The sequence below is a fragment of the Paenibacillus arenilitoris genome (assembly GCF_014705655.1).
Lineage (GTDB): Bacteria > Bacillota > Bacilli > Paenibacillales > Paenibacillaceae > Pristimantibacillus > Pristimantibacillus arenilitoris.
The window spans coordinates 12,085-37,685 of the sequence record NZ_JACXIY010000018.1; the positions used below are offsets into that span (position 1 = coordinate 12,085).

Annotated in this window: 28 protein-coding genes and 4 tRNA genes; 10 read left to right on the forward strand and 22 right to left on the reverse strand. The window is 55.8% G+C overall.

All coding sequences use genetic code 11. From position 1 onward, the window contains the following. Nucleotides 1-69 precede the first annotated feature (69 nt). Entirely contained in the window at nucleotides 70-486 is a 417-nt protein-coding gene (locus tag IDH41_RS15905; protein ID WP_190862710.1) for a DUF1885 family protein, read from the forward strand. Between the two features lie 72 nt (nucleotides 487-558). Here IDH41_RS15905 and IDH41_RS15910 read toward each other — a convergent pair whose 3' ends face one another. Then, a complete protein-coding gene (locus IDH41_RS15910; protein ID WP_190862712.1) occupies nucleotides 559-867 on the reverse strand; it encodes a DUF1292 domain-containing protein in 309 nt (102 codons plus the stop codon). A 120-nt stretch (nucleotides 868-987) separates the two neighbouring features. Continuing rightward, on the reverse strand, nucleotides 988-1,551 hold the full coding sequence (locus IDH41_RS15915) for a stalk domain-containing protein (RefSeq protein WP_190862714.1): 564 nt from the start codon (nucleotides 1,549-1,551) through the stop codon (nucleotides 988-990). 494 nt (nucleotides 1,552-2,045) lie between these two features. On the opposite strand from IDH41_RS15915, the gene IDH41_RS15920 reads away from it, so the two are divergent. Beyond that, nucleotides 2,046-2,771 (forward strand): MBL fold metallo-hydrolase, encoded by a 726-nt coding sequence (locus IDH41_RS15920; protein WP_190862716.1) that lies wholly within the window; start codon nucleotides 2,046-2,048, stop codon nucleotides 2,769-2,771. A 102-nt stretch (nucleotides 2,772-2,873) separates the two neighbouring features. Here IDH41_RS15920 and IDH41_RS15925 read toward each other — a convergent pair whose 3' ends face one another. Both IDH41_RS15925 and IDH41_RS15930 read right to left on the reverse strand, forming a co-directional pair. After that, nucleotides 2,874-3,131 (reverse strand): DUF3892 domain-containing protein, encoded by a 258-nt coding sequence (locus IDH41_RS15925; RefSeq protein WP_190862717.1) that lies wholly within the window; start codon nucleotides 3,129-3,131, stop codon nucleotides 2,874-2,876. 137 nt (nucleotides 3,132-3,268) lie between these two features. Continuing rightward, a complete protein-coding gene (locus IDH41_RS15930; protein WP_190862719.1) occupies nucleotides 3,269-3,436 on the reverse strand; it encodes a hypothetical protein in 168 nt (55 codons plus the stop codon). A 164-nt stretch (nucleotides 3,437-3,600) separates the two neighbouring features. Between IDH41_RS15930 and IDH41_RS15935 the strand changes: the two genes are divergently transcribed. Both IDH41_RS15935 and IDH41_RS15940 read left to right on the forward strand, forming a co-directional pair. Beyond that, a complete protein-coding gene (locus IDH41_RS15935) occupies nucleotides 3,601-3,804 on the forward strand; it encodes a DUF2524 domain-containing protein (RefSeq protein WP_190862721.1) in 204 nt (67 codons plus the stop codon). 52 nt (nucleotides 3,805-3,856) lie between these two features. Continuing rightward, nucleotides 3,857-4,030 carry a YjfB family protein gene (locus IDH41_RS15940; RefSeq protein WP_190862723.1) on the forward strand — a complete coding sequence of 58 codons (174 nt, stop codon included), beginning with the start codon at nucleotides 3,857-3,859 and terminating at the stop codon, nucleotides 4,028-4,030. A 46-nt stretch (nucleotides 4,031-4,076) separates the two neighbouring features. Here IDH41_RS15940 and IDH41_RS15945 read toward each other — a convergent pair whose 3' ends face one another. Further along, complete coding sequence (locus tag IDH41_RS15945; protein WP_190862724.1) at nucleotides 4,077-4,427, reverse strand: hypothetical protein; 351 nt, start codon at nucleotides 4,425-4,427, stop codon at nucleotides 4,077-4,079. Nucleotides 4,428-4,622: 195 nt separating this feature from the next. On the opposite strand from IDH41_RS15945, the gene IDH41_RS31420 reads away from it, so the two are divergent. The 3 genes from IDH41_RS31420 (at nucleotide 4,623) to IDH41_RS15955 (ending at nucleotide 5,702) form a co-directional block, all read left to right on the forward strand. Then, a complete protein-coding gene (locus IDH41_RS31420) occupies nucleotides 4,623-4,739 on the forward strand; it encodes a YjcZ family sporulation protein (protein WP_223829778.1) in 117 nt (38 codons plus the stop codon). 225 nt (nucleotides 4,740-4,964) lie between these two features. Next, nucleotides 4,965-5,375: a LysM peptidoglycan-binding domain-containing protein gene (locus tag IDH41_RS15950; protein ID WP_190862725.1), complete on the forward strand. Its 411-nt coding sequence runs from the start codon at nucleotides 4,965-4,967 to the stop codon at nucleotides 5,373-5,375. A gap of 174 nt (nucleotides 5,376-5,549) precedes the next feature. Beyond that, nucleotides 5,550-5,702, forward strand: coding sequence for a hypothetical protein (locus tag IDH41_RS15955; RefSeq protein ID WP_190862726.1), 153 nt, complete (start codon nucleotides 5,550-5,552; stop codon nucleotides 5,700-5,702). A gap of 140 nt (nucleotides 5,703-5,842) precedes the next feature. Here the strand turns inward: IDH41_RS15955 and IDH41_RS15960 are convergent. Continuing rightward, nucleotides 5,843-5,915: transfer RNA gene (locus IDH41_RS15960), tRNA-Val, on the reverse strand. A 203-nt stretch (nucleotides 5,916-6,118) separates the two neighbouring features. On the opposite strand from IDH41_RS15960, the gene IDH41_RS15965 reads away from it, so the two are divergent. Next, nucleotides 6,119-7,069: an S-layer homology domain-containing protein gene (locus IDH41_RS15965; RefSeq protein WP_190862727.1), complete on the forward strand. Its 951-nt coding sequence runs from the start codon at nucleotides 6,119-6,121 to the stop codon at nucleotides 7,067-7,069. Nucleotides 7,070-7,132: 63 nt separating this feature from the next. Here the strand turns inward: IDH41_RS15965 and IDH41_RS15970 are convergent, their stop codons facing one another. Both IDH41_RS15970 and IDH41_RS15975 read right to left on the reverse strand, forming a co-directional pair. Then, a complete protein-coding gene (locus IDH41_RS15970; protein WP_190862728.1) occupies nucleotides 7,133-7,807 on the reverse strand; it encodes a uracil-DNA glycosylase in 675 nt (224 codons plus the stop codon). Nucleotides 7,808-7,836: 29 nt separating this feature from the next. Then, on the reverse strand, nucleotides 7,837-8,325 hold the full coding sequence (locus tag IDH41_RS15975) for a hypothetical protein (RefSeq protein ID WP_190862729.1): 489 nt from the start codon (nucleotides 8,323-8,325) through the stop codon (nucleotides 7,837-7,839). Between the two features lie 154 nt (nucleotides 8,326-8,479). On the opposite strand from IDH41_RS15975, the gene IDH41_RS15980 reads away from it, so the two are divergent. Beyond that, a complete protein-coding gene (locus IDH41_RS15980) occupies nucleotides 8,480-9,025 on the forward strand; it encodes a CBO0543 family protein (protein ID WP_190862730.1) in 546 nt (181 codons plus the stop codon). A 102-nt stretch (nucleotides 9,026-9,127) separates the two neighbouring features. Here IDH41_RS15980 and IDH41_RS15985 read toward each other — a convergent pair. The 4 genes from IDH41_RS15985 to IDH41_RS16000 form a co-directional block, all read right to left on the reverse strand. Continuing rightward, nucleotides 9,128-9,213 (reverse strand) — tRNA-Leu (locus tag IDH41_RS15985). 21 nt (nucleotides 9,214-9,234) lie between these two features. Beyond that, nucleotides 9,235-9,311, reverse strand: a tRNA-Ile gene (locus IDH41_RS15990). A 37-nt stretch (nucleotides 9,312-9,348) separates the two neighbouring features. Beyond that, nucleotides 9,349-9,425: transfer RNA gene (locus IDH41_RS15995), tRNA-Met, on the reverse strand. Nucleotides 9,426-9,535: 110 nt separating this feature from the next. Further along, the gene (locus IDH41_RS16000; RefSeq protein ID WP_190862731.1) at nucleotides 9,536-9,700 is read right to left on the reverse strand and encodes a hypothetical protein; all 165 of its coding nucleotides are present in this window, start codon (nucleotides 9,698-9,700) and stop codon (nucleotides 9,536-9,538) included. Between the two features lie 188 nt (nucleotides 9,701-9,888). On the opposite strand from IDH41_RS16000, the gene IDH41_RS16005 reads away from it, so the two are divergent. Next, a complete protein-coding gene (locus IDH41_RS16005; RefSeq protein WP_190862732.1) occupies nucleotides 9,889-10,401 on the forward strand; it encodes a 2'-5' RNA ligase family protein in 513 nt (170 codons plus the stop codon). 90 nt (nucleotides 10,402-10,491) lie between these two features. Here IDH41_RS16005 and IDH41_RS16010 read toward each other — a convergent pair whose 3' ends face one another. From IDH41_RS16010 to IDH41_RS16055, 10 genes are all read right to left on the reverse strand, one after another. Further along, nucleotides 10,492-11,997, reverse strand: coding sequence for an ABC transporter substrate-binding protein (locus tag IDH41_RS16010; RefSeq protein WP_223829779.1), 1,506 nt, complete (start codon nucleotides 11,995-11,997; stop codon nucleotides 10,492-10,494). A 4-nt stretch (nucleotides 11,998-12,001) separates the two neighbouring features. Beyond that, a complete protein-coding gene (locus tag IDH41_RS16015) occupies nucleotides 12,002-12,886 on the reverse strand; it encodes an ABC transporter ATP-binding protein (RefSeq protein WP_190862964.1) in 885 nt (294 codons plus the stop codon). 5 nt (nucleotides 12,887-12,891) lie between these two features. Further along, nucleotides 12,892-15,816 carry an ABC transporter permease gene (locus tag IDH41_RS16020; RefSeq protein WP_190862733.1) on the reverse strand — a complete coding sequence of 975 codons (2,925 nt, stop codon included), beginning with the start codon at nucleotides 15,814-15,816 and terminating at the stop codon, nucleotides 12,892-12,894. 3 nt (nucleotides 15,817-15,819) lie between these two features. Then, nucleotides 15,820-16,881, reverse strand: coding sequence for an efflux RND transporter periplasmic adaptor subunit (locus IDH41_RS16025; protein ID WP_190862735.1), 1,062 nt, complete (start codon nucleotides 16,879-16,881; stop codon nucleotides 15,820-15,822). Next, on the reverse strand, nucleotides 16,847-17,614 hold the full coding sequence (locus tag IDH41_RS16030; protein ID WP_223829780.1) for an ABC transporter ATP-binding protein: 768 nt from the start codon (nucleotides 17,612-17,614) through the stop codon (nucleotides 16,847-16,849). The genes IDH41_RS16025 and IDH41_RS16030 overlap by 35 nt, the downstream gene beginning before the upstream one ends. 181 nt (nucleotides 17,615-17,795) lie before the next feature. Further along, nucleotides 17,796-19,523 carry a methyl-accepting chemotaxis protein gene (locus IDH41_RS16035; protein ID WP_190862737.1) on the reverse strand — a complete coding sequence of 576 codons (1,728 nt, stop codon included), beginning with the start codon at nucleotides 19,521-19,523 and terminating at the stop codon, nucleotides 17,796-17,798. 180 nt (nucleotides 19,524-19,703) lie between these two features. Next, nucleotides 19,704-20,351, reverse strand: a complete 648-nt coding sequence (pyrE, locus tag IDH41_RS16040) for an orotate phosphoribosyltransferase (protein WP_190862739.1) — start codon at nucleotides 20,349-20,351, stop codon at nucleotides 19,704-19,706. Then, nucleotides 20,344-21,081: an orotidine-5'-phosphate decarboxylase gene (gene pyrF, locus IDH41_RS16045; protein WP_190862740.1), complete on the reverse strand. Its 738-nt coding sequence runs from the start codon at nucleotides 21,079-21,081 to the stop codon at nucleotides 20,344-20,346. The genes pyrE and pyrF overlap by 8 nt, the downstream gene beginning before the upstream one ends. 125 nt (nucleotides 21,082-21,206) lie before the next feature. Then, nucleotides 21,207-24,428 (reverse strand): carbamoyl-phosphate synthase large subunit, encoded by a 3,222-nt coding sequence (gene carB / locus IDH41_RS16050; RefSeq protein ID WP_190862745.1) that lies wholly within the window; start codon nucleotides 24,426-24,428, stop codon nucleotides 21,207-21,209. Further along, on the reverse strand, nucleotides 24,415-25,560 hold the full coding sequence (locus tag IDH41_RS16055; protein WP_190862751.1) for a carbamoyl phosphate synthase small subunit: 1,146 nt from the start codon (nucleotides 25,558-25,560) through the stop codon (nucleotides 24,415-24,417). Before IDH41_RS16055 ends, carB begins: the two co-directional genes overlap by 14 nt. Nucleotides 25,561-25,601: the final 41 nt, after the last annotated feature.

Sequence of the window (25,601 nt, forward strand, 5' to 3'; positions counted from 1 at the left end):
CCGATCGGCGCTGCCGATTATTGTAAACCCAATAGGCGCATGCTATGATGTTGTCAGAGGTGAGATGCAATGAGTCAAAGCGCTTACATAAAATTCGTGCAAGGGTCGACCGTCGAACGATTGACCGTGGAGGACATTCGAAGCAAGCTGCTTCATTACCGGGAGCAGACCGCATTGACCGGCTCGCAGCTGGATTGGGACTACTCGGAAGCCGCCTTCCCCTATACGATCGAATCGAAGCAGGACGACCGCTGGTTTTATTTAAAGGGAATCAATCCGTTATACAAGCATATTATTTTCGGTCCCGGCGAGACGCTCAGCACGGACGGGCAGACCGTTCCGTGCGTCCAGGTCGTCCTACCCGACGAAGCGACGCACGGCGACAAAGCCAAAGCGAACGAGCTGTGCAAATATATGGCGAAGCACTACCAAGCCGAACTTACCATGTTCAACGGACGAACGATTTACTACAATCCGAGAAAATAGTCCAAAGAAGAGATCCGCCGGCATGCGCCCGCGGATCTCTTCTTCCCTATTAACCGTCTTTGAAGGAAGGCGTTACTTGCCTTCGTTCTCCGTGCGGGCGATTTCCTCGTAGATCGCCGTGACGCGATCCCACTCGGCGTCGTCTTCGATGCCTACAAGGAAGGACTCGTCGTTTTCTTCTTCAATACGGAAAATGACGCCGTCCGCTTCAGGATCGTTGCGATCCAGCAAAACGGCATACACATTGTTCTCGGATTCAAACGTGTAGACCATGACCATCTCGCGTTCCTGGCCCTCGTCGTCAGTCACGATAAAGACGTGCTCCTCATGCTCGTGGTCGTGGCCACAGCCGCAATCGTCCCCATGCTGATGCTCGCTCATGCAATTCCCTCATTTCAAAAGTATATACAGACTACCGTATCGTACCATGTCGGCCCATAAGCGGTCAAACCAAACGCCTCTTCAGAAGAAGAGGCGTTTGAAGAAGAGAAGACGTAGCGGCTACAGCGAGGAAATGATTTTCTCCGATACGGGCGTCCATTCGTCCGAGCCTTTCAGCTTGACGAAGAAGCGAATCGGGTATTTCCCGCTGGATTCGAATTTGTATTCGATATCTTCCGTCGCGTACCAGAAATTGTCGTTCGTAGGACTCACGTTCCCCGTTTGGATCACTTTCTCTTTGCCGGCCGGATCGAAGATGGACACTTTGACGGCCGTAATGTCGGTCTTCAAATTATCGATTTGGGCAAATACTTTGAAGTTTCCTTGATAGCCTTTCGTTACGTTCCCGAAGACCGTATTGTTCCGGAATAGAAACATGTGCACGTTCGGCTTATATACGGTCGCTCGTTTAGCTTGGTTATCCCATTCCACGATCGCCTGAAGCGACGTAGCGATTTGGCGAAGCGGCAAATACGTCCTGCTCTCGCTTACCAGACCGCCGTCGTCCTGCTCGATCCCGTTAATGAATACGCGAACCTTCTGCGTGGCGGCGTCGGCGAACAGCATCGTACCGCCCCACAGCGACAGCAACATTAGCAATAGAACTACTTTTCTGAACTTCATAGCTGTAAAACCTCCATCCGATTGCCTGGATGTATGGTTATACTCGCCAATTTCCGCAAAGTTGCGCCTGTCCTTAAACTTTTTTTTGGCCCGGCGTCATTCGACCGGACCTGTCACTTCGTGTTGAATGCTGCGCTTGCCGGGGAAATATTCGCGAATTACCCGTATGTCCTCGTCAGAATGCACGGAACGCCCTTTCCGACCGCGCCCGGCTGCCGCATCCTCGCCAAATAGCTCATACCGCGCGCGCACGGGGTTTTGCATACCGCGCATGTATCCGAAAGGACGAGTTTGTAAGAGTACTGCTTTCGATCGCTCGAAACCTTCTTTTTCTTTGCCGTCTTCCCTTTGCCCTTGCTGCTCATCCTGGCTTCCCCTCCACTAAGCGTATCGCTATTGCATTGTATGTAGGAAAGGGCGTTTGCGCATCGGCGTTTGTCAGGGATTCTCCACATTTGGTACATTAGAGTTGGAAACGATAAGGAGGTTATCCCATGCAGATTCGAATGGTCGGCACCGGAAGCGCTTTTGCCAAAAAATACGACAACAACAACGCCTTGATCGAGACGGACGGCTATCGCCTGCTCGTCGATTGCGGCATTACGCTGCCGAAGGCTTTGCATCAGATGGGGCACACGTTCGAGGACATCGATGCGGTGTTGATCAGCCACATTCACGGCGATCATGTCGGCGGACTTGAGGAGTTCGCGTTTCAAATGATGTTCAAGTACAATCGCAAGCCGGTGCTCTTTATCGCCGACACGCTGATCGAGCCATTATGGGAGCAAACGCTGCGCGGCGGATTAACGCAGGACCCGCTCAACAAGCTGGAGCATTTTTTCGATGTAAGGCCAATCGCCGAAGGGGTTGAAACGGAGCTTCATCCCGGGCTGAAGGTTAAGCTGCTTCAAACGAAGCATATCCCGAACAAGCGGAGCTACTCATTCTTGTTCAATGGATGTTTCTTCTACTCCGCCGATATGAAGTTCGACAGAGAGCTGCTGCTTCGGCTTGCCGACGAAGGAGTGAAGGCGATCTATCACGATTGTCAGCTCGAAGCGCCGGGTGCGGTGCACGCTACGTTGGACGAGCTGCTGACGCTTCCCGAGAACGTTCAGAAAATAACGTGGCTGATGCATTACGGCGACGCGATGGAGCAATATGCCGGCCGAACCGGGCATTTGCGCATCGTCGAACCTCGCAAGCGATACGATATTTAGCCCGAGCATTCAAAAAACCTCCAGCTGCGTCATGCCGCAATTGGAGGTTTTGGTTTGCCATCGTTCGAATCGGTCCGTCATACGCTTCCGTCTTCGGTTCCGTCAGAAATTAGGCAGGTTGTCCAGGTTGTTCGACGGATCGCCGTCGGCGTCGCCGCGGATGTGCAGCTCGCCGTCCCTGCCCTTGAACGCGTTCACGCCGGCGATATGGCCGGCTTGCACTTCCTCCAGCGCGGTCTGGTAATCAAGCACGCGTCCGCCGGACGTCTTGAAGGCCGTCAAATCGCCGTCCCCGTTTTTCTGCACGGCCACGATTTGCTCTCTCGCATCTTGTCCGCCCGCTTGGTTCTGTTCATTCATAGCTTCCAGCTCCTTCTTATTGACAGATTGTACAGCCAACCTTTATTTTGCGCAGCTAGCGTCCATTTCTATGCATGAAATGCGCATAAAAAAATCCGGTTCCCGCAAATTTGGCGCGGAAGCCGGAAGCCGGACGCTTATTTCGTTTTTTTTCGATCGGCCGGCACTTTCCTTCCCCATACGAATTGCTCGTCATAAGCAAGCGTATCCTCCGCGACGAGCTTGGCGACCGCCCCGAGCACGATCCCGATAAACCCGAACATCCCGATTACCCATACCGCCAAAAAAGCATATTGTGCAGCCATTCGAAACCGCCTCCCGAGCGCTTTCTAGTATCGTATGCCGGGGCCAAACCGTCTAGAATGCGTTTACGCGACGAATAGCGCGGGAGGATCGGATCATACTAATCGAGTCAATCGAAAATCAATCGAATTGCGGCGCGCAGCCCAATCTAAGTGGAGGGATCACGATGCTTGAAAATTTGGAAAGCGGCTACGATTGCGCGAGTGCTTCAACCGATCTGCCGAACCTGTTAAGCGAGCTCGAGCAGCTGGAGCAAGCCGGTCACGCCGGACATTCGGAAGAACAGAAGCAGCAGCTTAATCGGCTTCGGAATCAAATCGACTTCATCCGGAACAAATGCGATATCCCGCATGCGCATGGCGAGCAATAAACCGTAAAAATTTTCCTCCCGCCAGCCGATAACAATGGTAGGAGGTGTCACGATGGATATTGCGGCATTATCGATGTCCTTGAGTCAAAACAGCTTACAGCTGTCGGCCAGCCTCCGCGTCATGGCCATAGCCAAAGACCAGGCCGCCGAGCAAGGACAAAATCTCGTTCAAATGTTAAGCAGCGTCCAGCCCCACTTGGGCCGAAACGTGGATATTCGCGCTTAACCGGCAAACCCCTAACGCCCGCGAAGGAGCTTAGGGGTTTGTTTCGTTAATCGCCATAGAAGTCGATGGCGTTGCTGTCATCCTTAACGGCGGAAAACGCGAACCGCAGACCGAAGCTGTCGGCCGCTTCCGCTGCGTCCGGGTGCTCGAATGTTATGGCCGAAATCGCGCTGTCCCATATTTCGATCGCATCCTCGCTCCCCTCGCCGTTAAGGAAATTTATTCGAAAAATCATCGGATCCGTCTCGTCATCGTAATGGTCCGCAACGGAGAACCCGGTATACCGCCGCACGATAAGCTTGTAATCGACGTCGTTTTGCAAATGGATCAAACCGGACCTTCCGATCAGCTTCCCGACCTCGTCTTTAAACACATTAAATACCTCTTGCGTATACATGCCGATCCCTGCCTATCTTTTTCATTTTTTAGGGACTGTCCCTTTTATTTATACCATTTTACGGCAGATCGATTCAAGATTGCGCGCAGAGGACTCCGGCAGGGCGAATGCCCCTCCGGAACAAACACCCAATCATCGTACATCTATCATGCATAACCTACATTGTACTCAACAAACAAGGAGGTGCATTCAACAATGTCCGGTCTTGTAGGTGGTGCTTTTACTAGTACTGGCGCAATTCTCGTATTGTTCATCTTGTTGGTGATTATCGCTTGTAGCTGCGGATTCTTCGGCGGCGGTCTGGGCTATTGATCTCTCTCGCGACGCAACCTACGTGCGTCCACTCCCTAAGATAGCCTTAATGAGAAAGCCCACTCGATGGGCTTTCTTTTGCTTTCAATGGAATAAGCGGCGCCTCGGCGCCGTTTTCTGTTCCAACCTCCGAACGAGCCTATTTTTATAGGCGAATGGAACCCTTTTTGGGCTCCTTCATAAGGTATATAGTCAAATGACCAAACACATACGGAGGTACAAATGATGAACCGAGCCTTTTTCCCGCACGGCGGCTTCGGTCGGCCGTTCCGACCGTTCCCCCACCCTTTTTTTCCCGGACGCTTCCTGTTCCCGTTCTTCTTCTTCTCGCCGTTCTTCTTTCCTTTTTTCCGGGAGGAAAACGGCGGCGACCCCAACGATTACTTTGCCCAGCACCAAGCGCAGCAAGGCGATACGTTCGATAAAATCGCGCATATGTACAATATTCCGAAGCCAATTCTCGAAGAAGGGAATCCCCACATCGGAAAACAGGGCATGATCCAGCCGGGATCGACCGTCTACATCCCCCGCATTTCCCATATGTACTGCCACAAAACGTACATCGAACGGGAAGTGGAAGGAACGGCGCAGAAGCAGCACGGCCAGAATATGCCTTATCCAGGCGTGCCGTACTAATCGCGCAAGAGCAATATCCATGCAAAGAGCCTATCGCCGCCGATAGGCTCTTTGCTCGTTAAAGAGCCGCATTTGCGCCATTTACCCAAATTGCACCGAATGATCAAGCGTCCAATCAAAACCATTTGCCGCCGAATAATATTACATTACCTTGATGAAAAGGAGATGATATGAATGGGTTACTGGAAATGCGACGATCACAAAAAAGAGAAAAAGGTAAAAGTCGTTTTCGTTAAGCCTGGCCACAAAGTTCTTATTATCGGCAAAAAAATGAAGAAAAAGCATCACGGCAAAAAGCATCACGGCAAAAAGAAACACTACTACTAAAATCGCGGGGCGCTTGAGCTTCAAGCGCCTTTACATAGGCGAAACAGGAGATCCGGTACAGCCTTAGCACGCGCGGACGATTTCGCCAAACAAAACGAAAAACCCGCAATCCGTAAGGATTTGCGGGTTTCTCTGTCGTATGATCTGGACAGGGTTCGAACCTGTGACCCCTACCCTGTCAAGATAGTGCTCTCCCAGCTGAGCTACCAGATCGCATCGGCGACAATTAATAATATATCAGGTTCATAGAATGAAGTCAACCTGTTGATCACATTTTTTTAACAAAATTTTAATCGCTTGTACTACCCGTTTTATTGCGGTCAAAGGAGACGATAATGTTTCTAATTCCATTGCAACTTTTTTTTATCCGCTTTCGTCAAGTAAGTGCTGCAGCAATATACAAAAGAGGTGAACGTATGAAAAAAAGATCGATCATCATGCTGGCACTCGTTTCCTTGCTTCTTCTCACGCTCGGTCAGACCGTTTGGGCGTTCAAGGACATTAAGAACGACGCTAACGAGCAAAAAATCGCCGAGCTACAGAAGCGGGGTATCGTAAACGGAGACAAGCACGACCGCTTCAATCCGAAAGGCAAGCTTACTTACGCGGAAGGCGTAACGCTGCTCGTTAGAGGCTTCGATCTCAATATCGACAACATCCGGTTCATCAAGGAGCCGAAGGCGACCGATTATTTCCCGAATCTGAAGGATAACGCCTGGTACTCGCAAAGCTTCATTATCGCCCAGCTGAACGGCCTCGAGATTCCGAAGGACGTGAAAGCAAGCGACGCGATGACGCGCGAGCAGTTCGCCCATCACCTGTTCAAGGCGATTATGAAGCAAGGCGATTATGCGTTTATCGAGATCTTCCTGCTTATCGCCGACGTGGCCGACGTAGACAAAGCGTACATGGACAGCATTCAAAAGCTGCTCATCAGCAAAATCGCGACGCTCGACGATACGAACAAGTTTTATCCGAAGCAGGCGATTACCCGCGGCATTGCCGCAGGCTGGCTGTATGACGCGCTCAAATTCGTGAAGGAAACGGAGCCGATCCCTCCGCAGCCCGAAGTGCCTGCCTTTGATTTGAAGCTTGCCGTAACGCCGGTTAACGACGAAGTGAACAAAGTAACCGTCAGCACGCAGGTTCCTCATCCCGGTTACGGCATCCGCATCGCCTCGATAGCTTTCGAGGGTGAGGAAGCCGTCATTTACGTCGAAACGGTGCTTCCGGATCCGGACAAAATGTATCCGCAAGTCGTGACGGACGTTTCGGCGGTCACCTATGTGGATGCGGCGTTCAAGCCCGTACTTCCGGCAACCGGAGGCGGCAGCGATCCGTCCGTGGGCAGTGAATCCGCGCAATAACAACAAAGAAAGGCTTCTCGAATCTGTCTGAGCATCGCTACAGACGGCCGAGAAGCCTTTTTTCTATGATCGGATCGACCAATCGACCGGACTAATGCCTGCGTCCTTCAGGAAAGCATTCGCCCGCGAGAAAGGCCGGCTACCGAAAAACCCTTTGCGGGCAGCCAGAGGGCTCGGGTGGGCGGAGACGATCAGATGATGCTTGTCCGCGTCTATGAACGCCGCTTTCGCCTCCGCATTCTTGCCCCACAGCATAAACACGACCGGCTGCTTCCGCGCGCTCAGCGCGCCGATAATCGCGTCCGTCAACCGTTCCCAGCCGATTCCCCGATGGGAATTCGGACTTCCCTCCTCGACCGTCAGCACCGTATTGAGCAGCAGCACCCCCTGCTTCGCCCAGCCTTCCAGACTGCCGTGATCCGGGATCGGACAGCCGATGTCCGCCTGCAGCTCCTTATAAATATTTTGCAGCGACGGAGGCACCTTGACGCCTCTCTGGACGGAGAAGCTGAGCCCGTGAGCCTGCTGCGGGCCATGATACGGATCCTGGCCCAAAATGACGACCTTCGTTCGTTCGAACGGTGTATAGTGAAGGGCATTAAAGATATGCTCCTTGCCCGGGTAGACGGTAGCCGTATCGTACTTCCGCTCGATCAAGCCGAGCAGTTCCTTCATATAAGGCGCCGCCAGCTCGCTCTCAAGCACCTTCGACCAGTCGTTGGATAACGTAATATTCATCATGCCCGCTCCCTTGCGTTCCCGATGCCTTACTTCGCCTCGTCAAACCAATTGAAGAAATTGTTGTTAATGAACTGCGCGACCAATAAGTAAGGCGTAGTCTCGTCGATCATTAGCTGTTCCTTGCCCCTGATATGGAAATAAAGCCATAACGCGATCGTATCCGTGAACGCGATCGGATCGTAATCCGTCCGGTTCATAAAGTCAGCGATCAAGCCGATGCATTCCTCGATGGCCGATTCGCCGCCCGACGAATGTTCGCTCAGCTTTATTTTAAAATACGCATAAATGACCGGGTATTCCTTGTTGCCGGCAAGCGCTCTGCTGAATAAAGCGGTTGAAATCGACGCGACCATGATGCCGAGCTTCCACTTCGCTTCCTGCTCCCCGATTGTTTTGTCCTGCCTGAACCTCTCCAGCAAGTCCGCGTACAGACTTTCCTTCAACGAATCGACCTGAGCGTACAGCAAGCGCGACCTTTCCTTGAGTGAAGACTGTTCCTTATTTGCCGAAAACATCGTCGTTGTCCCCCTTCGCAAGAAATGAATGCTCCTGTTATTGTATCGTCTCCCGTGCATGAAAGTCTACTGCGGGGTTGGGCGGCAAACGGATAAAAACGGCGATTTTGGAACATACCAACAGCATGGCATTTTTTTTCGAGAGGGAGCTATAATGAACAGTCATATAACCGAACGCTTCAAGGAAATCCAGCAAGCCAGGGAACACTTGCACGAATTGGGAATGATTCAGTGGAAGACGGAGAACGTATTCACATGGCAGTGGTGGCTGCTCGTTTCCCTGACGATACTGCCGCTCATCATTTGGTGGAACCTTCTGGACAAGAAAAGAGCGTATGAAATTGCTTTCTACGGCTGCATGATCAACATAATGGCGCTGGTGCTGGACAATATCGGCACCGAATGGCTATGGTGGGGTTACCCGGTAAAGCTGCTTCCGAGCACGCCGCCGCTGTTCACGGCCGATTCGATCTTGGTGCCCATCTTTCTGATGCTCGTCTATCAGCGATACTCGCAGTCATGGAAAGCTTTTTTCGTCGCGAATTTCGTCACGGCGCTCGCGATCGTTACATTAGCCGAGCCCCTCTTTGTATGGCTAGGGTATTATCAGCTTAACTCTTGGAAGTTCGCGTATTCCTTCCTCTTCTACATGTCGGCGAGCACGCTTGCGCGGTTCATCGTCTGGAAGATCGTCCGGTAAACGAAAAAACTCTATTTCGACGTATGCTTGCGGCACTCGTTGAAATAGAGTTTTGATGTTTGGTTATGATCTGTGTACCTACGGGACACAGAACCGTTCGTATGCCGAGGACGGGAATCGAACCCGTACGGTGGTCACCCACCGCAGGATTTTAAGTCCTGTGCGTCTGCCAGTTCCGCCACCCCGGCACGTAGGAAGAGCTTTGCAAATGGTGGGCCCTGAGGGACTCGAACCCCCGACCAATCGGTTATGAGCCGACCGCTCTAACCAACTGAGCTAAGGGCCCTCGAAAAACGTATATTTCAACGCATTCATCGAAAGGTTGGTTGCGGGGGCAGGATTTGAACCTGCGGCCTTCGGGTTATGAGCCCGACGAGCTACCGGGCTGCTCCACCCCGCGACGATGACCATTTAAATCAAAGCTATTTGAATGGCGACATCAATTAATATACTATAGAAGAAGGATTTAAGTCAAGCAAAATATTCTAATTCCGGATCGTCCACTGCGCGTTAAGGAATGAACCGAACGCCGTATCGCCCTTTGCGCGATCGGAATACCTCCACCTCCCGCGGGCTGTCGTAGCCGTATACCCACCAGTCGTTCTCCATCCGCCTTACCAGGCACCCGGCTTGAAATTTCGTCTCGTACAAACGAACCCAATATACCCATCTCATTCGAATCCCCCCGTAATCGCTCCATGATTCCAAAATGATAAATTCGGCGGCCTCCCGCCGCAACGAGTGCCTGTCGCGATTAGAATGCCCAAAAATTCGGGGATTACATGCAGAAATGCCGGCAAGTTCTATTATTTCAAGCAAATCGGGTATACTCAAATTAGGACATTACGAAGGAGCTGATCACGATGTTTTACGGTATCGCCGTTTTCCCGGAAAAGCATGTCCAGGATCTCGCGAACAGCTGGCGCAGACGTTACGATCCGCACTATGCCGCCATTCCCGCGCATATGACGGTCAGGGATCAAGAGGACTGGACGGAGCAGCAGCTGCAAACCGCGGTCGACTATTTGGAGCAGGCGACCGCAGCCTTGTCCCCGTTTACCGTCCGCTTCAACCGCGTCTCCTCCTTCTTCCCGGTTAGTCACGTGCTCTATTTGGCGCTGGAGGACACGGCAGCGATGCAGGAGCTTCGCAATGCCGTATGCAGCGGTCCTCTGACCGTCAAGGCACCGAAGCACGTATACACGCCGCATCTCACCATTGGCCAGAAGATGTCCGCAGACGAGCTTCACGACATGTACGGCAATTTGCGAATGCAGTCCATCGACGCCGTTTCCAGAATCGATCGCATCCACCTGCTATACCAGACGGATAACGGCTCCTGGACCGCTTACCAATCGTTTCTGCTTCGGGGGTAGGCTTCGGGCTGCGCGAATTGGCGCGACGATTAAAAAAAGCCCGCATGCGTCGCAGCGACGCATGCGGGCTTTTCGTATTAAGATGGAGGACTAACGCGGCATCGGCATTACTTCTACGCCGCCTCCGCCGCCGGTCGGATCGGTTTTAAGCTTCTCCAGCACCGCATTGCCGCGCGTTTCCCACTCGGTCAACGCTTCGCGAGCCGTCTTCGTTTCGTTGATGACTTCCTGGAACAGCTCGTAGCCCGGCTGCTGCGCTTCCCAGATGCCCGGCTTGTCGCGCCAGATGTTGTCGGCGTCCGAGCTTGTAGGCGGCAGCGGCTTAAGCGTCGTGAAGGCGTCCATGTTGTACTGAAGGCCGCCGATCGGCTTCAGAAACTCCTTGCGCGCGACCATTTCGTACACGCTTCTGGATTTCAGCTTCGCCCAGTCTTTGCCGTTCGTGAATTTAATAAACTCCCATGCGTCTTTATCGTTTTGCGCTTTGCTGTTAATGCCCATCAGCTGGCTAAGGTAAATATTGCCCCCGGTTTCGGGATCCTTCGGATTGACGGGAACTGTCACGACATCCCAATCGACCGGCACGTAGTCTTTGATCTTCGAGGCGTTGTCGGCCGCGCGCTTCAGCTCGTTAATGTAGCCGTAATCGCCGATCGTCATCGCTACTCTGCCTTTGATGAACATGTCGCCGTAGAACGGATCGGTGCCGCCGTCCTCGCCGATCTTCTGGTTCAATTGGTTCATGAATTCATGGGTAGGAACGACCTTCTCTTTGTACAACGAAGCGACGGATGACCATACGCCTTCCCACTCGTCGCTGTTCACGAGCATTTTCTCGCCTTTGTCGTCCCACATCTTCAGCTGCAGGGCGGCGCTGTATACTTGCGTGTCGTTGAAGCCGTCGGAGGACCAGCGGTTGAAGCTGAATCCGAAGTTGCGGTTCTCGCCTTCCCCGCTCGCGACTTGCCGCGCCAGGTTGAACACGTCCTGCCATTCCATTTTGTCCGTAGGAGGCGTGACGCCCGCGTCGGCGAACAGCTTCTTATTATAGAAGAGAGCGGAAGAGCTGAAGGTCGGCGTCAAGGCGTACAGGTTGCCGTCTCCCGCCGATTTGATGCCCTCGATGACCGTCGGCACGTAATCGGCCAGATCGAATTTGTCCTGCGTTACGAGCGGATCAAGCTGCGTCAGCAAATTGTCCTGCGTCATGCGGCGAAGCATGTTGTAATCGAACACGACGACGTCCACCGGATTTTGACCGGTCAGCATTTCCTTCATCTTCTCGTAAGGATCCGGCTGGTCCGGCTGCTTGCCCGGCTCCGACGTTTGGAACCGCTGGTCGTCGTAATTGATCGCGCCCACGATTTCGAATTGGATGTTCGGATGCATCATTTCGTACATGTCCGTATATTGCTGGCGGAAATACGGCTCATTATCGGAACCGCCGTACAGCACGCCGATCCGAAGCACCCGCGTTTCGGACGATTCGTTCGACCCGCCGCTGCATGCGGCCAACAAGCCGACGAGCAGCGCCAGCGTCAGGCCGAGCAGCATAATATTGCGAAAAGGTAATCCCGTCGATCGTTTATTGTTCATCGATTTAACCCCCTAATGATTTAGGCGGAGTAATAATAATCCGCTCACCGTCAAATTCCATCGTTGCCTTGTCTTTAATGTTAAGAGCCGATAAATATTCCTTCGGTACTTGCAGGCGCCCGACCCGGTCCACGACGACGTACGCTTCGTGCACATGCTGCAGCCCGCCGGCCGTCGGAAGCGCAACCTCACCTCCATCCGCAATATTCGGATTGCGCTTAATAAACTCGGTGCTCGTCAAGCCGTCGCGGATGGCGACGACCCGATCCACTTTGCTGGCCAGCGTCAGGTCATGCGTAACGATGACGACGGTAATGCCGATCTCGCGGTTAAGCTGCCGGAAGATGCCCATGATCCTATCCGACGTGGTCGTGTCGACCGAGCCCGTCGGCTCGTCGGCGAGCAGCAGCTTCGGCCGGTTCGCGAGCGAAATGGCGATGGCGACCCGCTGCTGTTCCCCACCGGATAATTGATGCAGCTTGTTGTGCATCCGTTCCTTCAGGCCGACCCACTCAAGCAGCTGCATCGCGTATGCGCGATCCACCTTGCCGGAGAGCATCATCGGCATTTCCACGTTTTCGAGCGCGGATAAATACGGCAGCAGATTGCGGGCGTTGTTTTGCCAAATAAAGCCTACCGTATCCCGCTTGTATTGCACGAGCTCTTCGTCGGTAATTTTGAGCAGATCCCACTTGCCGACCCGCACCTGCCCCGCCGAAGGGCGGTCGAGGCCGCCCAGCGTATTCAGAAGCGTCGATTTGCCGCTGCCGCTGTTGCCGATAATCGCCATCAGCTCGCCTTCCTCGACCTTCAGGTTGAGGCCTTGCAGCGCGACGACCTCCAGATCGTCGGTTTTGTAAATTTTGACCAAGCCTTCGCAATCGATCATCGCCGTCATCGCTCCTCTCCCATCTTGACCGCTTGATGCACCCTAAGCCTGCGGATATGCAGGAAGAGCAGCATGGCGCCGATCACCATCATGAAGCCGACGACGTAGAACAGCTGGTTCGTATCGTTTGAATCAAATACGACCCGGAACGGCGGCACCGTCTCCGCCACGTTCTCGGTCGTCTGCAGGAACGGCAGGAAGAGCAGGCTGACCACCTTGCCGATGAGAACGCCGAGCCCGATCGCGAGACCGGCCGTGAACAGCTGCTCCAGGAGAAGCATGCCGGTCAACTGCTTGCGGGACAATCCCATCGCGCGCAGAACGCCGAACTGCACGACCCTGCCGGATAAGTTAAAGAACCAATACAGGACGTATCCCGCAAGCGTAATGATGACGGAAACGAGGAACCCGAGGCTCAAGATGCCGAATACGCCGCCTCTGGTCGGATGCTTCGATTGCGTGATCAGCTCGCTCCTCACGTCCTTCACGGACGCAAGCTCGACGCCCGCCTTCTGCAGCGCTTCGACGATCGGCGCCACCTTCGCGTCTGGCTTCATCTTCAGCCATACCTCGTAAGGGATGAGCGGCAGCTGGTCGTAAATGTAATCCAAATTCGTGATGACGAACGGGGATTTATCCGGGTATTGGCTAGGCCAGTAAGGCAGGATGCCGACGACCGTAAATTCGAGCATGCCTTCCGGAAAGCCGACGGACACGATATCGCCCAGCTTCAGCTGGTACTTCTCCGCCACGCCAGTCGGAATGAGCGCGGCGTGCTCGTATGCCCCCAAGTAGTTCAAATAATGGAACGGATGAGCCGGATACAGGTCGTTGCGGAACCACGCGACTTTGGAGAAATCGACGTTATCGATTCCGACCACGGTGCCCTGGCCGATGGACTTGCCGGATATGACGACATTTCCTTTCGTCTGCATGACGCGCGCCGCGGCTTCCACGCCGTCCATCGTCCGGAACAGCTCGAATGGAGGCTCGCTGTACAGCATGCGCGTCGGGACGGAAGTCCCGCCGCCTCCGCCGCCTCCACCGTTGCCGCCACCATTACCGCCGCCATTTCCTCCACCGTTGCCGCCGCCATTGCCTCCTCCTCCTCCGTTCCCGCCGCCTCCTCCGCCGGAACCTCCGCCCGGCGTCGTAACGACCTCGGCTGAACCTTCCCAGACGGTTTGGATGATGACGTCGGAGCCGTACTTATACAGCGTGCGCTCCGTCGAGTTCAAATCGATCGTCCGCGCCGCGGAAGCGTTGTATACGCCAAGGCCGAGCGTCAGAACGAGCAGGATCATGAGCGGATAATAGCCTTTGGACGAACGCGACAGCTGCGTCAGCGTCAAGTACAGCGGCACGGGCAGAAACTTGCGGCCGAGCCAATTGAACAGCTTGAGCAGCCACGGGAACAGCCTCAGGAAGAACAGCCCGATCGCAAAGATCGACAGTGCCGGCACGAAGAACAGAAACGGCTGAACGTTCAGCTGGTCGGTCGTTAGGCCGGTCTGGAACGTCAGCATTTGGCGTTCATTGAACATGTACCAGCCGTAACCGGACGCCGCCAGCAGCAGGACATCCAGGTACCAGCGCTGCCAGACGGGCTTCCGGTCGGACCTGGCCAGCTCCTGCTTATAGCTGACGATCGACGACCTGGCATAGATGACGGCCGGAATGACCGTGGCCAGCAAGGCGAGCAGCACCGCAGCGCCGCCGGCAATGATCGCTTCGGTCGAGAAGCCGACCGGAATCGATTTGCGATTGACGAAGGACAGGAAGCCGTTCGCCGAACCGATGCTCTTCGCCATGAACCAGCCCAAGAACGGGCCGGTCGCGAGCGCGATGCCCCCGAGGAGGAGGCCTTCGAGCAAATAGATCCAGATGATTTGCCGCGTGCCCGCTCCCCGGCTTCGCAGCACCGCGATGTCGCTGCGCTGCTTGTCGAGCGACTGACGGGCGTTCATCGCGATAAAATAGAACACCATCGCCAGCATGGGCGCCGCAAGCGTGAACAGCAGCGTCTGCAGCTGCAAGCTTTGCTTCTTGAACTCGGACAGCGTCGACGCGAACGAAATTTCCACCCGCGTCTCCTTCAGGCGCTGATACAGCTCGATGTTGAGCCGCTCCAGCGTCCGCCCGAGCGGCGACAGCTGGCTCGTTTGGATGTCCGACAGGTCGAACGCGTAATACCAGCTCGCGTTATGAAGCGGAATGCCGCTCTTGTCGAGCAGCGCTTTGTTGAACGCTTCTCCGCTGATTTGCAGCGTGTTAAGTAGTCCCTCGAGGCCTTGATACCAATAGGGACTCGCATCGTTAAGCGGTTTGACCGCTCCGACGATTTTGACCCGAAGCGTAAGATCAAGACCGCCGTATACCGGATATTCGAAAATATCGCCGATATGTATGTCGTTACGGTACATCGCTTCCTCGAACATGACGGCTTCGAGCAGCTCGCCGTCGCCTTCGGCGTTCACGAACCATCGCCCTTGGACCAGCTCCGTATTGTCCTCCAGCCCTTTGATCGACATGATCGTCAGCTGGCGGTTCCGGCCCGCGTCGATCTTCGACGTATCCTCCGGCACGACCTCCGAGCTGCGGATCGAATAGCTGTGCACGAACGTATCGAAATCGAAGCCGATTTCCTTCGGCACGCCTTCCGCGATGAATCGCTCCAGCTCCGACAAGGCCGCCAAGTCCGTCTTTCCGCCGGCGGGAGATTGATACCGCATCAGAAGTGAACCCGCGGGCAAGCCTGCGCTCTTCTGCTGAAGCGAATCGGCTACGACCCGCTTGAGCGCTCCGTCGGCGTACATCGGGATGCTGGTGGCGAACGCTACGGCGAGCGTTAGTCCAGCCAGCGTGCTAAGCGTAAGCCAGCGCGTGTTCCACATTTTGCGAAACAAAAAACGAAACAACGGAATTCCCATGAGCTATCTACCTACAACTTTCTGCCCCGGCGTGAGCCCCTTCAATACTTCGACCTGCGTAGCGGTCTGCTGCCCGATCTCGACGTCCACCTCGCGCTTGCCTTCCTCGTCGATTACCTGCACGTAGGTGCGCGAGCCGATCGAACGAAGCGTGGAAGGAGGGATAACGATGGCATTCTCGGTACGCTTCGTTATGATGTTCAGCGAAAGCGGCGTTCCGCGGTTTAAGTTTTTGGGCAGATCCTTGATCTCGACGATCAGGAAGTCCTCGGGTCGCTCCGGCTCAGGCTCGCCCGGCTGGCCGCCGTTGCCGGGCTCCTCGGACGTGCTCGGAAGCTGCTTGACCGTCCCCTTGAAGTCGCCGACGCTGTTAATGTTCACGGCGACCTCCATCCCGGCGGCCACCTTCTCGAGCTCGGTTTTGGACAGCTTCGCGGCGGGGGTAATTTGATTCGTGTCGGCCACGATCGCGATCGGATCGTACGCTTTGATCAAATCGCCCTTCTCCGCGTTTAACGAGACGATCGTCCCGCCGAACGGCGCTTTCAGCGTAGCCTTGGCGATCTCTTCCTCCATGTCGGCCAGCTTCTGCTTCCGCTCCTCGAAGGCGATCGACCTTTCCTCGAACTCGATCGGATCCATCTCGTCGCGCTGGCGAAGCGTCTCCTTCATCGCGATTTCTTCCTTCTTGAAGGCGAGCCGCTCCAGACGCAGCGTTTTCACCAGATCGTCGACGTCGAGCTCGCCGATCACCTGCCCGGCCGTGACCTTGTCTCCCGGCTTCACGTAGAGCTCCTTCAAATGCTTGCCGTCAAGCGTGAAAAACAGCGTCTCCTCTTCCAGCGAAATCAGCTTGCCGATCACCTGCACCTTGGTCTCCAGCGTAGCCGTCGTCACTTCGTACTCGGGCTTCTTGGAAATTTGCGGCGGAGCGATCTCAGGCAGGACCTCCTCCTCTTGCTCCGGGGGAAGCAGCGAGCATCCGCTCGCGAATAATAGGGAAACGCTCGCGGCGACGACGAACGACCGCTTAAATAAATTTCCCGTCCACCATTTCATAGACATGGTCGGCAACCTCCAAAATCGTAGGATCGTGTGTAGTCATGCAAATCGTAACGTGTTCGGTGCGGATAATATTTTGAAAGACCGCCATGATTTGGGCGGACATGCCCGTATCCAGCTCCGCCGTCGGTTCGTCGGCCAGCAGAAGCTTCGGCTTGTGCGCGATCGCCTTGGCGATTGCCACGCGCTGCTGTTCGCCGCCCGACAGCTCGAATGGGCGGTGATGCATCCGCTTCTCAAGGCCGACGAGCTCCAGACATTGCGCGACGCGCTCCTTCCATTGCGAGCGCGGCACGCCGGCCATGCGCAGCGACAGCTCGACGTTCTCCCACGCCGACAAGAGCGGCATGAGCGCGAAAGCCTGGAAAATAAACCCCATCTCCTTGCGCCGTATCAATGTCCGCTGGTCGTCGCTCATCGTGTGGAACGGTAAGCCGTCAAACCATATTTCTCCTTTGCTCGGCGTATCGAGACCGCCCAGGCAATTGAGCAGCGTCGTCTTGCCGGAGCCCGAACGGCCTCTCAGCATGACGAGCTGGCGCTGCCGGAGCTCCATCTGAATACCCTTCAAAACGTGCAGCGGCGACCCGCCGACCTGGAACGTTCGTTCGACCTGATTGACGGTTAGCAGCTGCCGCGGTTCGTCCGCGGGCTCCGGATGCCGCTCGATCGATTGTTCTTCTTCCTGCGAAATGGCCATGAGCGCTTCCGATCCCCCTCCTTGCTCTACTTTCATAATTCTCATCTTAAATGATAGACGCAGGACATGCTCAAAAAGTTCCATCATTTCCAAACAACTTTTTATAATCCCTTGTGAAGGCTGGCCAGCAAGTGCCAGCGCACTCTGCAAACGAAAAAAAGCCGCAGCCGGCGAGACATTTCGTCGACGACGGTTGCGGCATTTATCGTTCCTCCGGTTATTTCAATTCGAAACGGGAAATGGCCAGCTCCAGCTTGCTGACGATTTCGGATAAGCGGCTCGCGGACGCCGAAATATTGTCCATATGCGCGAGCTGCTCTTCCGTAGCCGCCGCGACGCTTTCGGTTTTCTCCAGGTTGACGGCGGCACCCGACGCGGCTTGCTCCATCGAGGCGCTTACCTGCTCGGAGCTTGCCGACATCTGCTGCGTGATCGCCGAATTTTCGTGCGCCTGCTCGTTCATTTTGACGATGGATGCCGCGATGGCGTTCAGGCTCAGATGGACGTCCTTCACTCTGTCGCCGCCTTTCTCCATTTCCCTGGCGGTTTGCGCCATATAAGCCGAAGCGCCTTTGATTTCGCCGCGCGTCTCCTCCACGAGCTTATGAATGCCGTCGGCCGATGCGAGGGAGCTAGCCGCCAGCTTGCGAATTTCGCCGGCCACGACGGCGAAGCCTTTGCCATGCTCGCCCGCCCGTGCCGCTTCGATCGAAGCGTTAAGCGACAGAATGTTCGTCTGGTTCGAGAAGGACGTAATATTTTCGGCGATGGCGCCGATTTCCTGCGACCGGGATTCCAACGTGGCGATCGTCTCCGAAAGCTTGCCAATGACGGCTTTCGCCTCGTTCATTTGGTCAATCAATCGGTCCAGCGCCGCTTGCCCTTGACCGGCTTGATGCGATGTCGACATTGATCGTTCGGCGATTTCGCATGTGTTTAAGGCTATATTTTGAATGCCGATCGCCATCTCCTCAATGACCTTGGACGACTCCTTCGCCCCTCTGGCCTGCACCTCGGAACCGGCGGCTACGTCCTGAATTTGCATGGTGACATGACGGGCGGCCGATGCCGATTCCGCTGCGGCCGTCGCCAGCTGAGAGGAGGTTTGGCCGACCTCGCCCGCGCAAGCGGCAATCTCCGCGATGAGCGCTCTCATATTTTCGATCATCGAATCGACGGAGATCGAAATATGGCCGAGCTCGTCTTTGCCGTATTTCGCATCGGGCTGTACGGTCAAATCCCCTTCGGCCACCTTGTTCGTTTTGCCGATGACGCTGCGGACCGTCTTCATGATCAGATGAACGGTCAGGAACACCGCGGCGGCCAGAGCGAGCGAGATGACAAGGATCGCAATAAAGGTCGTCGTCCGCGTCTCGTCCATTTGCCGCTTGATTTCCGCCATTTTCAGCTTCGTGTGCGAATCCATGCTGGCTCCGACCTCGTCAAGACCCGAACGGCTAATGTCGAAATTATTGTTGATTTGCCTATCCTCGAAGCGGCTAACCCCGTCTGCAGCCGCTTTCGCCGCGGCAACCGTCCAATTGTCGAAAGTGGACTTGAACTCGGTCAATATTTGCTCGATCGTCCGTTCCGTTTCCCCGTAAGCCAGATGCTGCAGCCCGTTCGTTTCGATCAGCCGCTTCGCTTCGGCGATGCGTTCATCCGCCTGCTTAATATTAGCCTCGAGCTCCGCTCTGGCCGCATCCGCGTTCGTTTCATCAAGCGTGCCGGATTCCACCTTCAAATACTCCTGGAACGCCTGGTACAAATCCCTGTCCGCGTTAAGGATCAAGGAATCGATCGCATTCGTCGTCTCGTAGATTTCCTTCGTCATTTGCTCGGCGACTTTTCGCTGCTCGCCAAGCAAATAAAAGCCTGAAAACGCGTAAAACGCAAGCGGCACGGCGGCCAATAAAATCATTCTCCAGCGCAAGGATAGTCTCATACTTTCTAATCCGCCCTTCGTATCATTTCGAACCCTACCTATATATCGGGAAAAAATAAGGTTATCGGTACAATTGCAGCGAAAATCTTCAAAAATAAGTGTCGAATCCGCTATTTCAACCATAAAAAAAGCGCATGCTCCAAACTGGAGCATGCGCCAAGCGGCTAAGGAAACCGAACCTTATTTACCGAACGACTGCGGATCCTTGCGCCATGCTTGCAGCGCGGCCACGTCGCCCGGCGCTACTTTACCGAGCTCAACCGCCGTTTCGATCAGCGCGCCGTAGCTGGATAAGGTCGCAAGCGGCATTTGCTCTGCGGCGAATGCCGCCGCCGCCGTCTCGAACTCGTACGTGAAAATCGCGAGCACGGCCAATACCTCGGCGCCCGCCTCGCGGACGGCCAGCGCCGCTTTCAGGGAGCTGCCTCCCGTCGAAATCAAGTCTTCAATGACAATGACCTTCTGCCCGGGCACAATCCGGCCTTCGATTTGATTTTGCTTTCCGTGGCCCTTCGCTTTGTCGCGGATATACGCCATCGGCAAATTCAGCTTCTGGGCGACCCAAGCGGCATGCGGAATGCCCGCCGTCGACGTTCCCGCGATGACCTCGGCGTCCGGATAGTTCTCGCGGATGATCGCGACAAAGCCTTCCGCCACGAGATCGCGGATGGCCGGGTAAGCCATCGTGAGGCGATTATCGCAATAGATCGGCGATTTGATGCCGGATGTCCAAGTGAACGGCTCGTTCGGGCGGAGCGCGACCGCTTCGATTTCAAGCAGGCTCGTCGCGATCGCTTTCGGCAATTCCGCCAATGTTTGGTTACTCATTCGAAATCAGCTCCTCGATAATGGATTCGAGCGCGGCGCGGGGCTCCCGCGCAGCCGTAATCGGACGGCCGATAACCATATAGTCCGTCCCTTGCCTAAGCGCTTCTTCCGGCGTCATGATGCGGGATTGATCGTTTACGTCCGACCCGGCCGGTCGAATGCCCGGCGTCACCGTCCGGAAGGAGGCGCCACACGCGGCCTTGATCGCCGCCACTTCGGACGGGGAGGCGACGACGCCGTCGAGGCCCGCGGCCTTCGTCAGCTTCGCATACCGGATAACGGCCTCTTCCACCGTTCCCGGAATGCCGATTTGCTCGTTTAGCGTCGTTTGGTTCGTGCTTGTAAGCTGCGTGACCGCGATGACGGACGGCCTGCCGAGGCCGCCGCCCGCGGTCGCCGAATCGACGCCTTCCAGCGCGGCCTCCAGCATGGCGCTTCCGCCGGCGGCATGGACATTGAACATATCGACGCCAAGCTTCGTCACGCTGTTCGCTCCGCCTTTGACGGTATTCGGAATATCATGCATCTTCACATCGAGAAAAACGTAGTAGCCTCTCTTCTTCAAGCTTTCCACGAAGGAAGGGCCCGCGGCGTAAAACAACTGCATGCCGACCTTCATAAAGCATGGAATGCCTTCCAGCTCGGCGATCAGCCGCTCCGCCGCCGCAGCGTCCGGATAATCCAGCGCGACCATGATCTTCGCCGCCGCCTGTTCGCTTGTCAGCTTCATTCGTACCCTCTCCTTTTTCTCCGTCAATTTGCATAATAAACGGCCATACGCCGCCGCTTTCCATCCGGGCTGCCAAGATACGGGGCGGATGGAAAGCGGCTGACGCTGGCCGTGCTATAAAGCTTTTACTTCCGCTGCGCCACCGGCATCGAGCGCGAGGAGAAGTTGATCGTTTCCAGCATGACGAGCAGGGCGCGCACCGTATCCAGCGACGTCATGCAGACGACGCCGTTCTCGACCGCCTCGCGGCGAATCCGGAAACCGTCACGCTCCGGCGTCTTGCCTTTCGTAAGCGTATTGACCACGAAATGCGCCTGGCCCTCGCGGACGAGATCGAGAATGTTCGGCGAGCCTTCGCTCAGCTTGTTGACCGTCGTGACATGCAGGCCGGCGGCTTCAAGCGCGGCCGCCGTGCCGCCCGTCGCGATAATTTTGTAGCCGAGGTTATAGAATCCGCGAAGCAGCTCGGTCGCTTCCGCTTTATCCTTATCGGCCACGGTTGCGATAATCGCCCCGGACGTCGGTATTTTCATTCCTGCGCCGATCAGCCCTTTGTACAGCGCTTTGGCATATTTCACGTCGCGGCCCATCACTTCGCCCGTCGATTTCATTTCGGGCGTCAGCGTCGGGTCGACGCGGCGCAGCTTCGCGAAGGAGAATACCGGCACCTTCACGGATACGTATTCGTCTTCCGGCCACAAGCCGTCCGTGTAGCCGAGCTCGGCGAGCTTTGTGCCGAGTATCGCTTTCGTCGCCAGGTTCGCCATCGGCAAGTTCGTCACTTTGCTGAGGAACGGAACCGTACGCGACGAACGCGGATTCACTTCGATGACGTACGCTTTGTCGTTATGAATGACGAATTGGATATTGACAAGTCCGACGACCTTCAGCGCTTTCGAGATGTTGATCGTAATGTCGACGATTTGCTGCTTGATCTCGTCGGATAGCGATTGCGGCGGGTAGACCGCGATCGAGTCGCCGGAGTGTACGCCCGCACGCTCGACATGCTCCATGATGCCCGGAATGAGCACCGTCTCGCCGTCGCAGATCGCGTCGACCTCGGCTTCCTTGCCCAGCATGTAACGGTCGATCAGAACCGGGTGCTCCGGATTGATCTTAACGGCAACTTCCATATAGCCCAGAAGCTCCTCGTCGGAATATACGATTTCCATCGCGCGTCCGCCAAGGACGTAAGACGGGCGAACAAGCACCGGATAGCCGAGTCGCTGCGCCGTCGTAACCGCCTCGTCGATCGACGTAACCGTGCTGCCTTCCGGCTGCGCGATATTCAGACCTCGAAGCAGCGCTTCGAATTTTTTGCGATCCTCCGCCGTATCGATGCTCTCCAGGCTGGAGCCGAGAATGCGGACGCCGGCTTTCGCGAGCGGAGCCGCGAGGTTGATCGCCGTCTGCCCGCCGAACTGCACGATGACGCCGAGCGGCTTCTCCTGCTCGATGACGTTCATGACGTCCTCGAAGAACAACGGCTCGAAGTACAAGCGGTCGGACGTGCTGAAGTCGGTCGATACCGTCTCCGGGTTGTTGTTGATGATGACGGCCTCGTAGCCGGCGTTTTGAATCGCCCATACGGCGTGCACCGTCGAATAGTCGAATTCGATGCCTTGGCCGATCCGGATCGGGCCGGAGCCGAGCACGAGCACCTTCTGCTTATCCGACTCGACGACTTCGTTCTCCACTTCGTAGGTCGAATAGTAGTAAGGCGTCGACGCTTCGAATTCGGCGGCGCAAGTATCGACCATTTTGTAGACGGGTTTCAGGTTGTTCTGCAGGCGGTAGGCGCGCACTTCCTCTTCGGTCGTATGGCTTCCGTTCGGGAACCCTTCGCGGCGAATTTCCGCGATCGAACGGTCGGAGAAGCCCTTGCGCTTCGCCTCGTACAGCGTGGACGGCGACAACGTCGCTTCGCCGCGAAGGCGATTCTCGAACGCGACGATCGCTTGCAGCTTGTCGAGGAACCACCAATCGATCTTCGTGATGTCTTGGATATCCTGCAAGTTGTAGCCGCGGCGGAACGCTTCCGCCACGAGGAACATCCGCTCGTCGTCCGGCTTGGCAAGGCGCGAGCGAAGCATAGCATCATCCAGCGAGGATGCGTCCTTCAAATGAATGCGGTGCGTGCCGATCTCTAGCGAGCGGACCGCTTTATGAATCGATTCTTCGAACGTCCGGCCGATGGCCATGACTTCGCCCGTCGCTTTCATCTGCGTGCCCAGCTTGCGATTCGCGTTCACGAACTTGTCGAACGGCCAGCGAGGAATTTTCGATACGATGTAGTCGAGCGTCGGCTCGAAGCAAGCGTACGTTTGTCCCGTAACCGGGTTGACGATTTCGTCAAGCGTGTAGCCGATGGCGATTTTGGCCGCCATCTTCGCGATCGGATAGCCGGTTGCTTTGGATGCGAGCGCCGACGAACGGCTGACGCGCGGATTCACTTCGATGACGTAGTATTGGTAGCTATGCGGGTCCAGCGCGAACTGTACGTTGCAGCCGCCTTCGATGTTCAGCGCGCGGATGATCTTAAGCGACGCCGAACGAAGCATTTGGTATTCGCGATCCGACAGCGTCTGGCTAGGCGCCACCACGATGCTGTCGCCGGTATGGACGCCGACCGGGTCGAAGTTCTCCATGTTGCAGACGACGATACAATTGTCGTTCGCGTCGCGCATCACTTCGTACTCCACTTCCTTCATGCCGGCGATCGACTTCTCGATCAAGCACTGGCTGATCGGGCTGTAACGGATGCCGGAAGCGACGGTCTCGCGAAGCTCCTCTTCGTTCGCGCAGATGCCGCCGCCCGTGCCGCCGAGCGTGTAAGCGGGACGCACGATGATCGGGTAGCCGATTTTATGCGCAAAGTCGACCGCATCCTCGACCGTCGTCACGATTTCGCTGTCCGGTACCGGCTGCTCCAGCTCGCGCATCAACTCGCGGAACAGGTCGCGGTCCTCCGCTTTCTCGATCGCGGTCAGCTGCGTGCCGAGCAGCTTGACTCTCTCGCGTTCCAGCACGCCGGCGCGGGCAAGCTCGACCGCCATGTTCAGGCCGGTCTGGCCGCCCAGCGTAGGGAGCAGGCCGTCGGGACGCTCCTGTCGGATGATTTGCGAGACGAAGTCGAGCGTGATCGGCTCGATGTATACTTTGTCGGCCATGTTCGTATCCGTCATGATCGTTGCCGGATTGCTGTTGATCAGGACGACTTCGTAGCCCTCTTCCTTAAGCGCTTGGCAAGCCTGCGTGCCGGCGTAGTCGAACTCCGCCGCTTGTCCGATGACGATCGGGCCGGAGCCGATCACGAGAATTTTTTTGAGCGAATTATTTTTGAGCATACTGAAGCTCTCCTTTCAACGTCTCCGTTAACACGACTTGACGAGGTTTTTGCGGGTTGTTTTTCTTGTGCTCACGGATCATTTGCAGGAACTCGTCGAACAGGTAGCTCGAATCAAACGGTCCGGGCGCCGCTTCCGGATGGTACTGCACGGAAAAAGCAGGGAACTTGTTATGCTTTAAGCCTTCGATCGTACGGTCGTTATTGTTGATGTGCGTAACGGTGAGCGGCGCGTTCGCGACCGATTCCTCAAGCACGGTGTAGCCGTGGTTCTGAGACGTGATGAAGCAGCGGTTCGTCGCGAGCTCCTTCACCGGATGGTTGCCGCCGCGGTGGCCGAATTTCAGCTTCGTCGTGTCCGCTCCGCATGCGAGGGCGAACAGCTGATGGCCGAGACAGATGCCGAAAATCGGATACTCGCCGAGCAGCTCGGCAATCATTTTGACTGCGTACGGCACGTCCTTCGGATCCCCCGGCCCGTTCGACAATTGAATGCCGTCCGGCGCCAGGCGGCGGATTTCGTCGGCCGTCGTGTCGTGAGGTACGACGACGACGTCGCAGCCGCGCTTCGTCAGCTCGCGCAGAATGCCGCTCTTCGCGCCGAAGTCGACCAGGACGATCCGCTCGCCTTGGCCCGGACTCGAGAACAGATGGGGCGTGGACGTGCGGGCGACCTGATCGTTCATCAGCTTCGAAGCGTTAAGACGTTCCGCCAGCTCTTCGACGCGCTCGTTGCCCGTCGTGATGAGGCCCTTCATCGTGCCGTAATGACGAAGCTTGCGGGTCAGCATTCTCGTATCGATGTCGCTGATGCCCGGAATGCCGTATTCCTTCAGAAGTCGGCCGAGCGAGTATTGCGCCCGCCAGTTGCTTGGCACTTCTTCGTGTCTGCGGACGGCGAAGCCGTGAATGTAAGGGCGGACCGCTTCGAAATCGTCGCGGGTAATACCGTAATTGCCGATCAGCGGATACGTCATCGTGACGATCTGGCCGCAGTAGGACGGATCGGACAATACTTCCTGGTAGCCCGTAATGCCTGTATTAAAAACAACCTCGCCCGTCGTTTGCGCCTCGGCGCCGAACGAGATGCCCGTGAACAACGTACCGTCTTCCAACAATAATCTTGCTTGCATCCGTATCACTCCTCAGGTGTTGATATTTCCCCGTATGGCTA

What these genes read in the sequence shown, in the direction of transcription:
- IDH41_RS15905 (WP_190862710.1), top strand. Translation starts at nt 70, where the DNA reads ATGAGTCAAAGCGCTTACATAAAATTCGTGCAAGGGTCGACCGTCGAA.
- IDH41_RS15975 (WP_190862729.1), bottom strand. Translation starts at nt 8,325, where the DNA reads ATGTTTTCGGCAAATAAGGAACAGTCTTCACTCAAGGAAAGGTCGCGC.
- IDH41_RS16010 (WP_223829779.1), bottom strand. Translation starts at nt 11,997, where the DNA reads ATGAACAATAAACGATCGACGGGATTACCTTTTCGCAATATTATGCTG.
- IDH41_RS15940 (WP_190862723.1), top strand. Translation starts at nt 3,857, where the DNA reads ATGGATATTGCGGCATTATCGATGTCCTTGAGTCAAAACAGCTTACAG.
- carB (WP_190862745.1), bottom strand. Translation starts at nt 24,428, where the DNA reads ATGCTCAAAAATAATTCGCTCAAAAAAATTCTCGTGATCGGCTCCGGC.
- IDH41_RS15920 (WP_190862716.1), top strand. Translation starts at nt 2,046, where the DNA reads ATGCAGATTCGAATGGTCGGCACCGGAAGCGCTTTTGCCAAAAAATAC.
- pyrE (WP_190862739.1), bottom strand. Translation starts at nt 20,351, where the DNA reads ATGAGTAACCAAACATTGGCGGAATTGCCGAAAGCGATCGCGACGAGC.
- IDH41_RS16025 (WP_190862735.1), bottom strand. Translation starts at nt 16,881, where the DNA reads ATGTCTATGAAATGGTGGACGGGAAATTTATTTAAGCGGTCGTTCGTC.
- IDH41_RS15915 (WP_190862714.1), bottom strand. Translation starts at nt 1,551, where the DNA reads ATGAAGTTCAGAAAAGTAGTTCTATTGCTAATGTTGCTGTCGCTGTGG.
- IDH41_RS16000 (WP_190862731.1), bottom strand. Translation starts at nt 9,700, where the DNA reads ATGAGATGGGTATATTGGGTTCGTTTGTACGAGACGAAATTTCAAGCC.
- IDH41_RS15980 (WP_190862730.1), top strand. Translation starts at nt 8,480, where the DNA reads ATGAACAGTCATATAACCGAACGCTTCAAGGAAATCCAGCAAGCCAGG.
- IDH41_RS15970 (WP_190862728.1), bottom strand. Translation starts at nt 7,807, where the DNA reads ATGAATATTACGTTATCCAACGACTGGTCGAAGGTGCTTGAGAGCGAG.
- pyrF (WP_190862740.1), bottom strand. Translation starts at nt 21,081, where the DNA reads ATGAAGCTGACAAGCGAACAGGCGGCGGCGAAGATCATGGTCGCGCTG.
- IDH41_RS15950 (WP_190862725.1), top strand. Translation starts at nt 4,965, where the DNA reads ATGAACCGAGCCTTTTTCCCGCACGGCGGCTTCGGTCGGCCGTTCCGA.
- IDH41_RS16015 (WP_190862964.1), bottom strand. Translation starts at nt 12,886, where the DNA reads ATGATCGATTGCGAAGGCTTGGTCAAAATTTACAAAACCGACGATCTG.
- IDH41_RS15955 (WP_190862726.1), top strand. Translation starts at nt 5,550, where the DNA reads ATGGGTTACTGGAAATGCGACGATCACAAAAAAGAGAAAAAGGTAAAA.
- IDH41_RS31420 (WP_223829778.1), top strand. Translation starts at nt 4,623, where the DNA reads ATGTCCGGTCTTGTAGGTGGTGCTTTTACTAGTACTGGCGCAATTCTC.
- IDH41_RS15945 (WP_190862724.1), bottom strand. Translation starts at nt 4,427, where the DNA reads ATGTATACGCAAGAGGTATTTAATGTGTTTAAAGACGAGGTCGGGAAG.
- IDH41_RS16005 (WP_190862732.1), top strand. Translation starts at nt 9,889, where the DNA reads ATGTTTTACGGTATCGCCGTTTTCCCGGAAAAGCATGTCCAGGATCTC.
- IDH41_RS15965 (WP_190862727.1), top strand. Translation starts at nt 6,119, where the DNA reads ATGAAAAAAAGATCGATCATCATGCTGGCACTCGTTTCCTTGCTTCTT.
- IDH41_RS16035 (WP_190862737.1), bottom strand. Translation starts at nt 19,523, where the DNA reads ATGAGACTATCCTTGCGCTGGAGAATGATTTTATTGGCCGCCGTGCCG.
- IDH41_RS15930 (WP_190862719.1), bottom strand. Translation starts at nt 3,436, where the DNA reads ATGGCTGCACAATATGCTTTTTTGGCGGTATGGGTAATCGGGATGTTC.
- IDH41_RS16030 (WP_223829780.1), bottom strand. Translation starts at nt 17,614, where the DNA reads ATGAAAGTAGAGCAAGGAGGGGGATCGGAAGCGCTCATGGCCATTTCG.
- IDH41_RS15935 (WP_190862721.1), top strand. Translation starts at nt 3,601, where the DNA reads ATGCTTGAAAATTTGGAAAGCGGCTACGATTGCGCGAGTGCTTCAACC.
- IDH41_RS15925 (WP_190862717.1), bottom strand. Translation starts at nt 3,131, where the DNA reads ATGAATGAACAGAACCAAGCGGGCGGACAAGATGCGAGAGAGCAAATC.
- IDH41_RS16055 (WP_190862751.1), bottom strand. Translation starts at nt 25,560, where the DNA reads ATGCAAGCAAGATTATTGTTGGAAGACGGTACGTTGTTCACGGGCATC.
- IDH41_RS16020 (WP_190862733.1), bottom strand. Translation starts at nt 15,816, where the DNA reads ATGGGAATTCCGTTGTTTCGTTTTTTGTTTCGCAAAATGTGGAACACG.
- IDH41_RS15910 (WP_190862712.1), bottom strand. Translation starts at nt 867, where the DNA reads ATGAGCGAGCATCAGCATGGGGACGATTGCGGCTGTGGCCACGACCAC.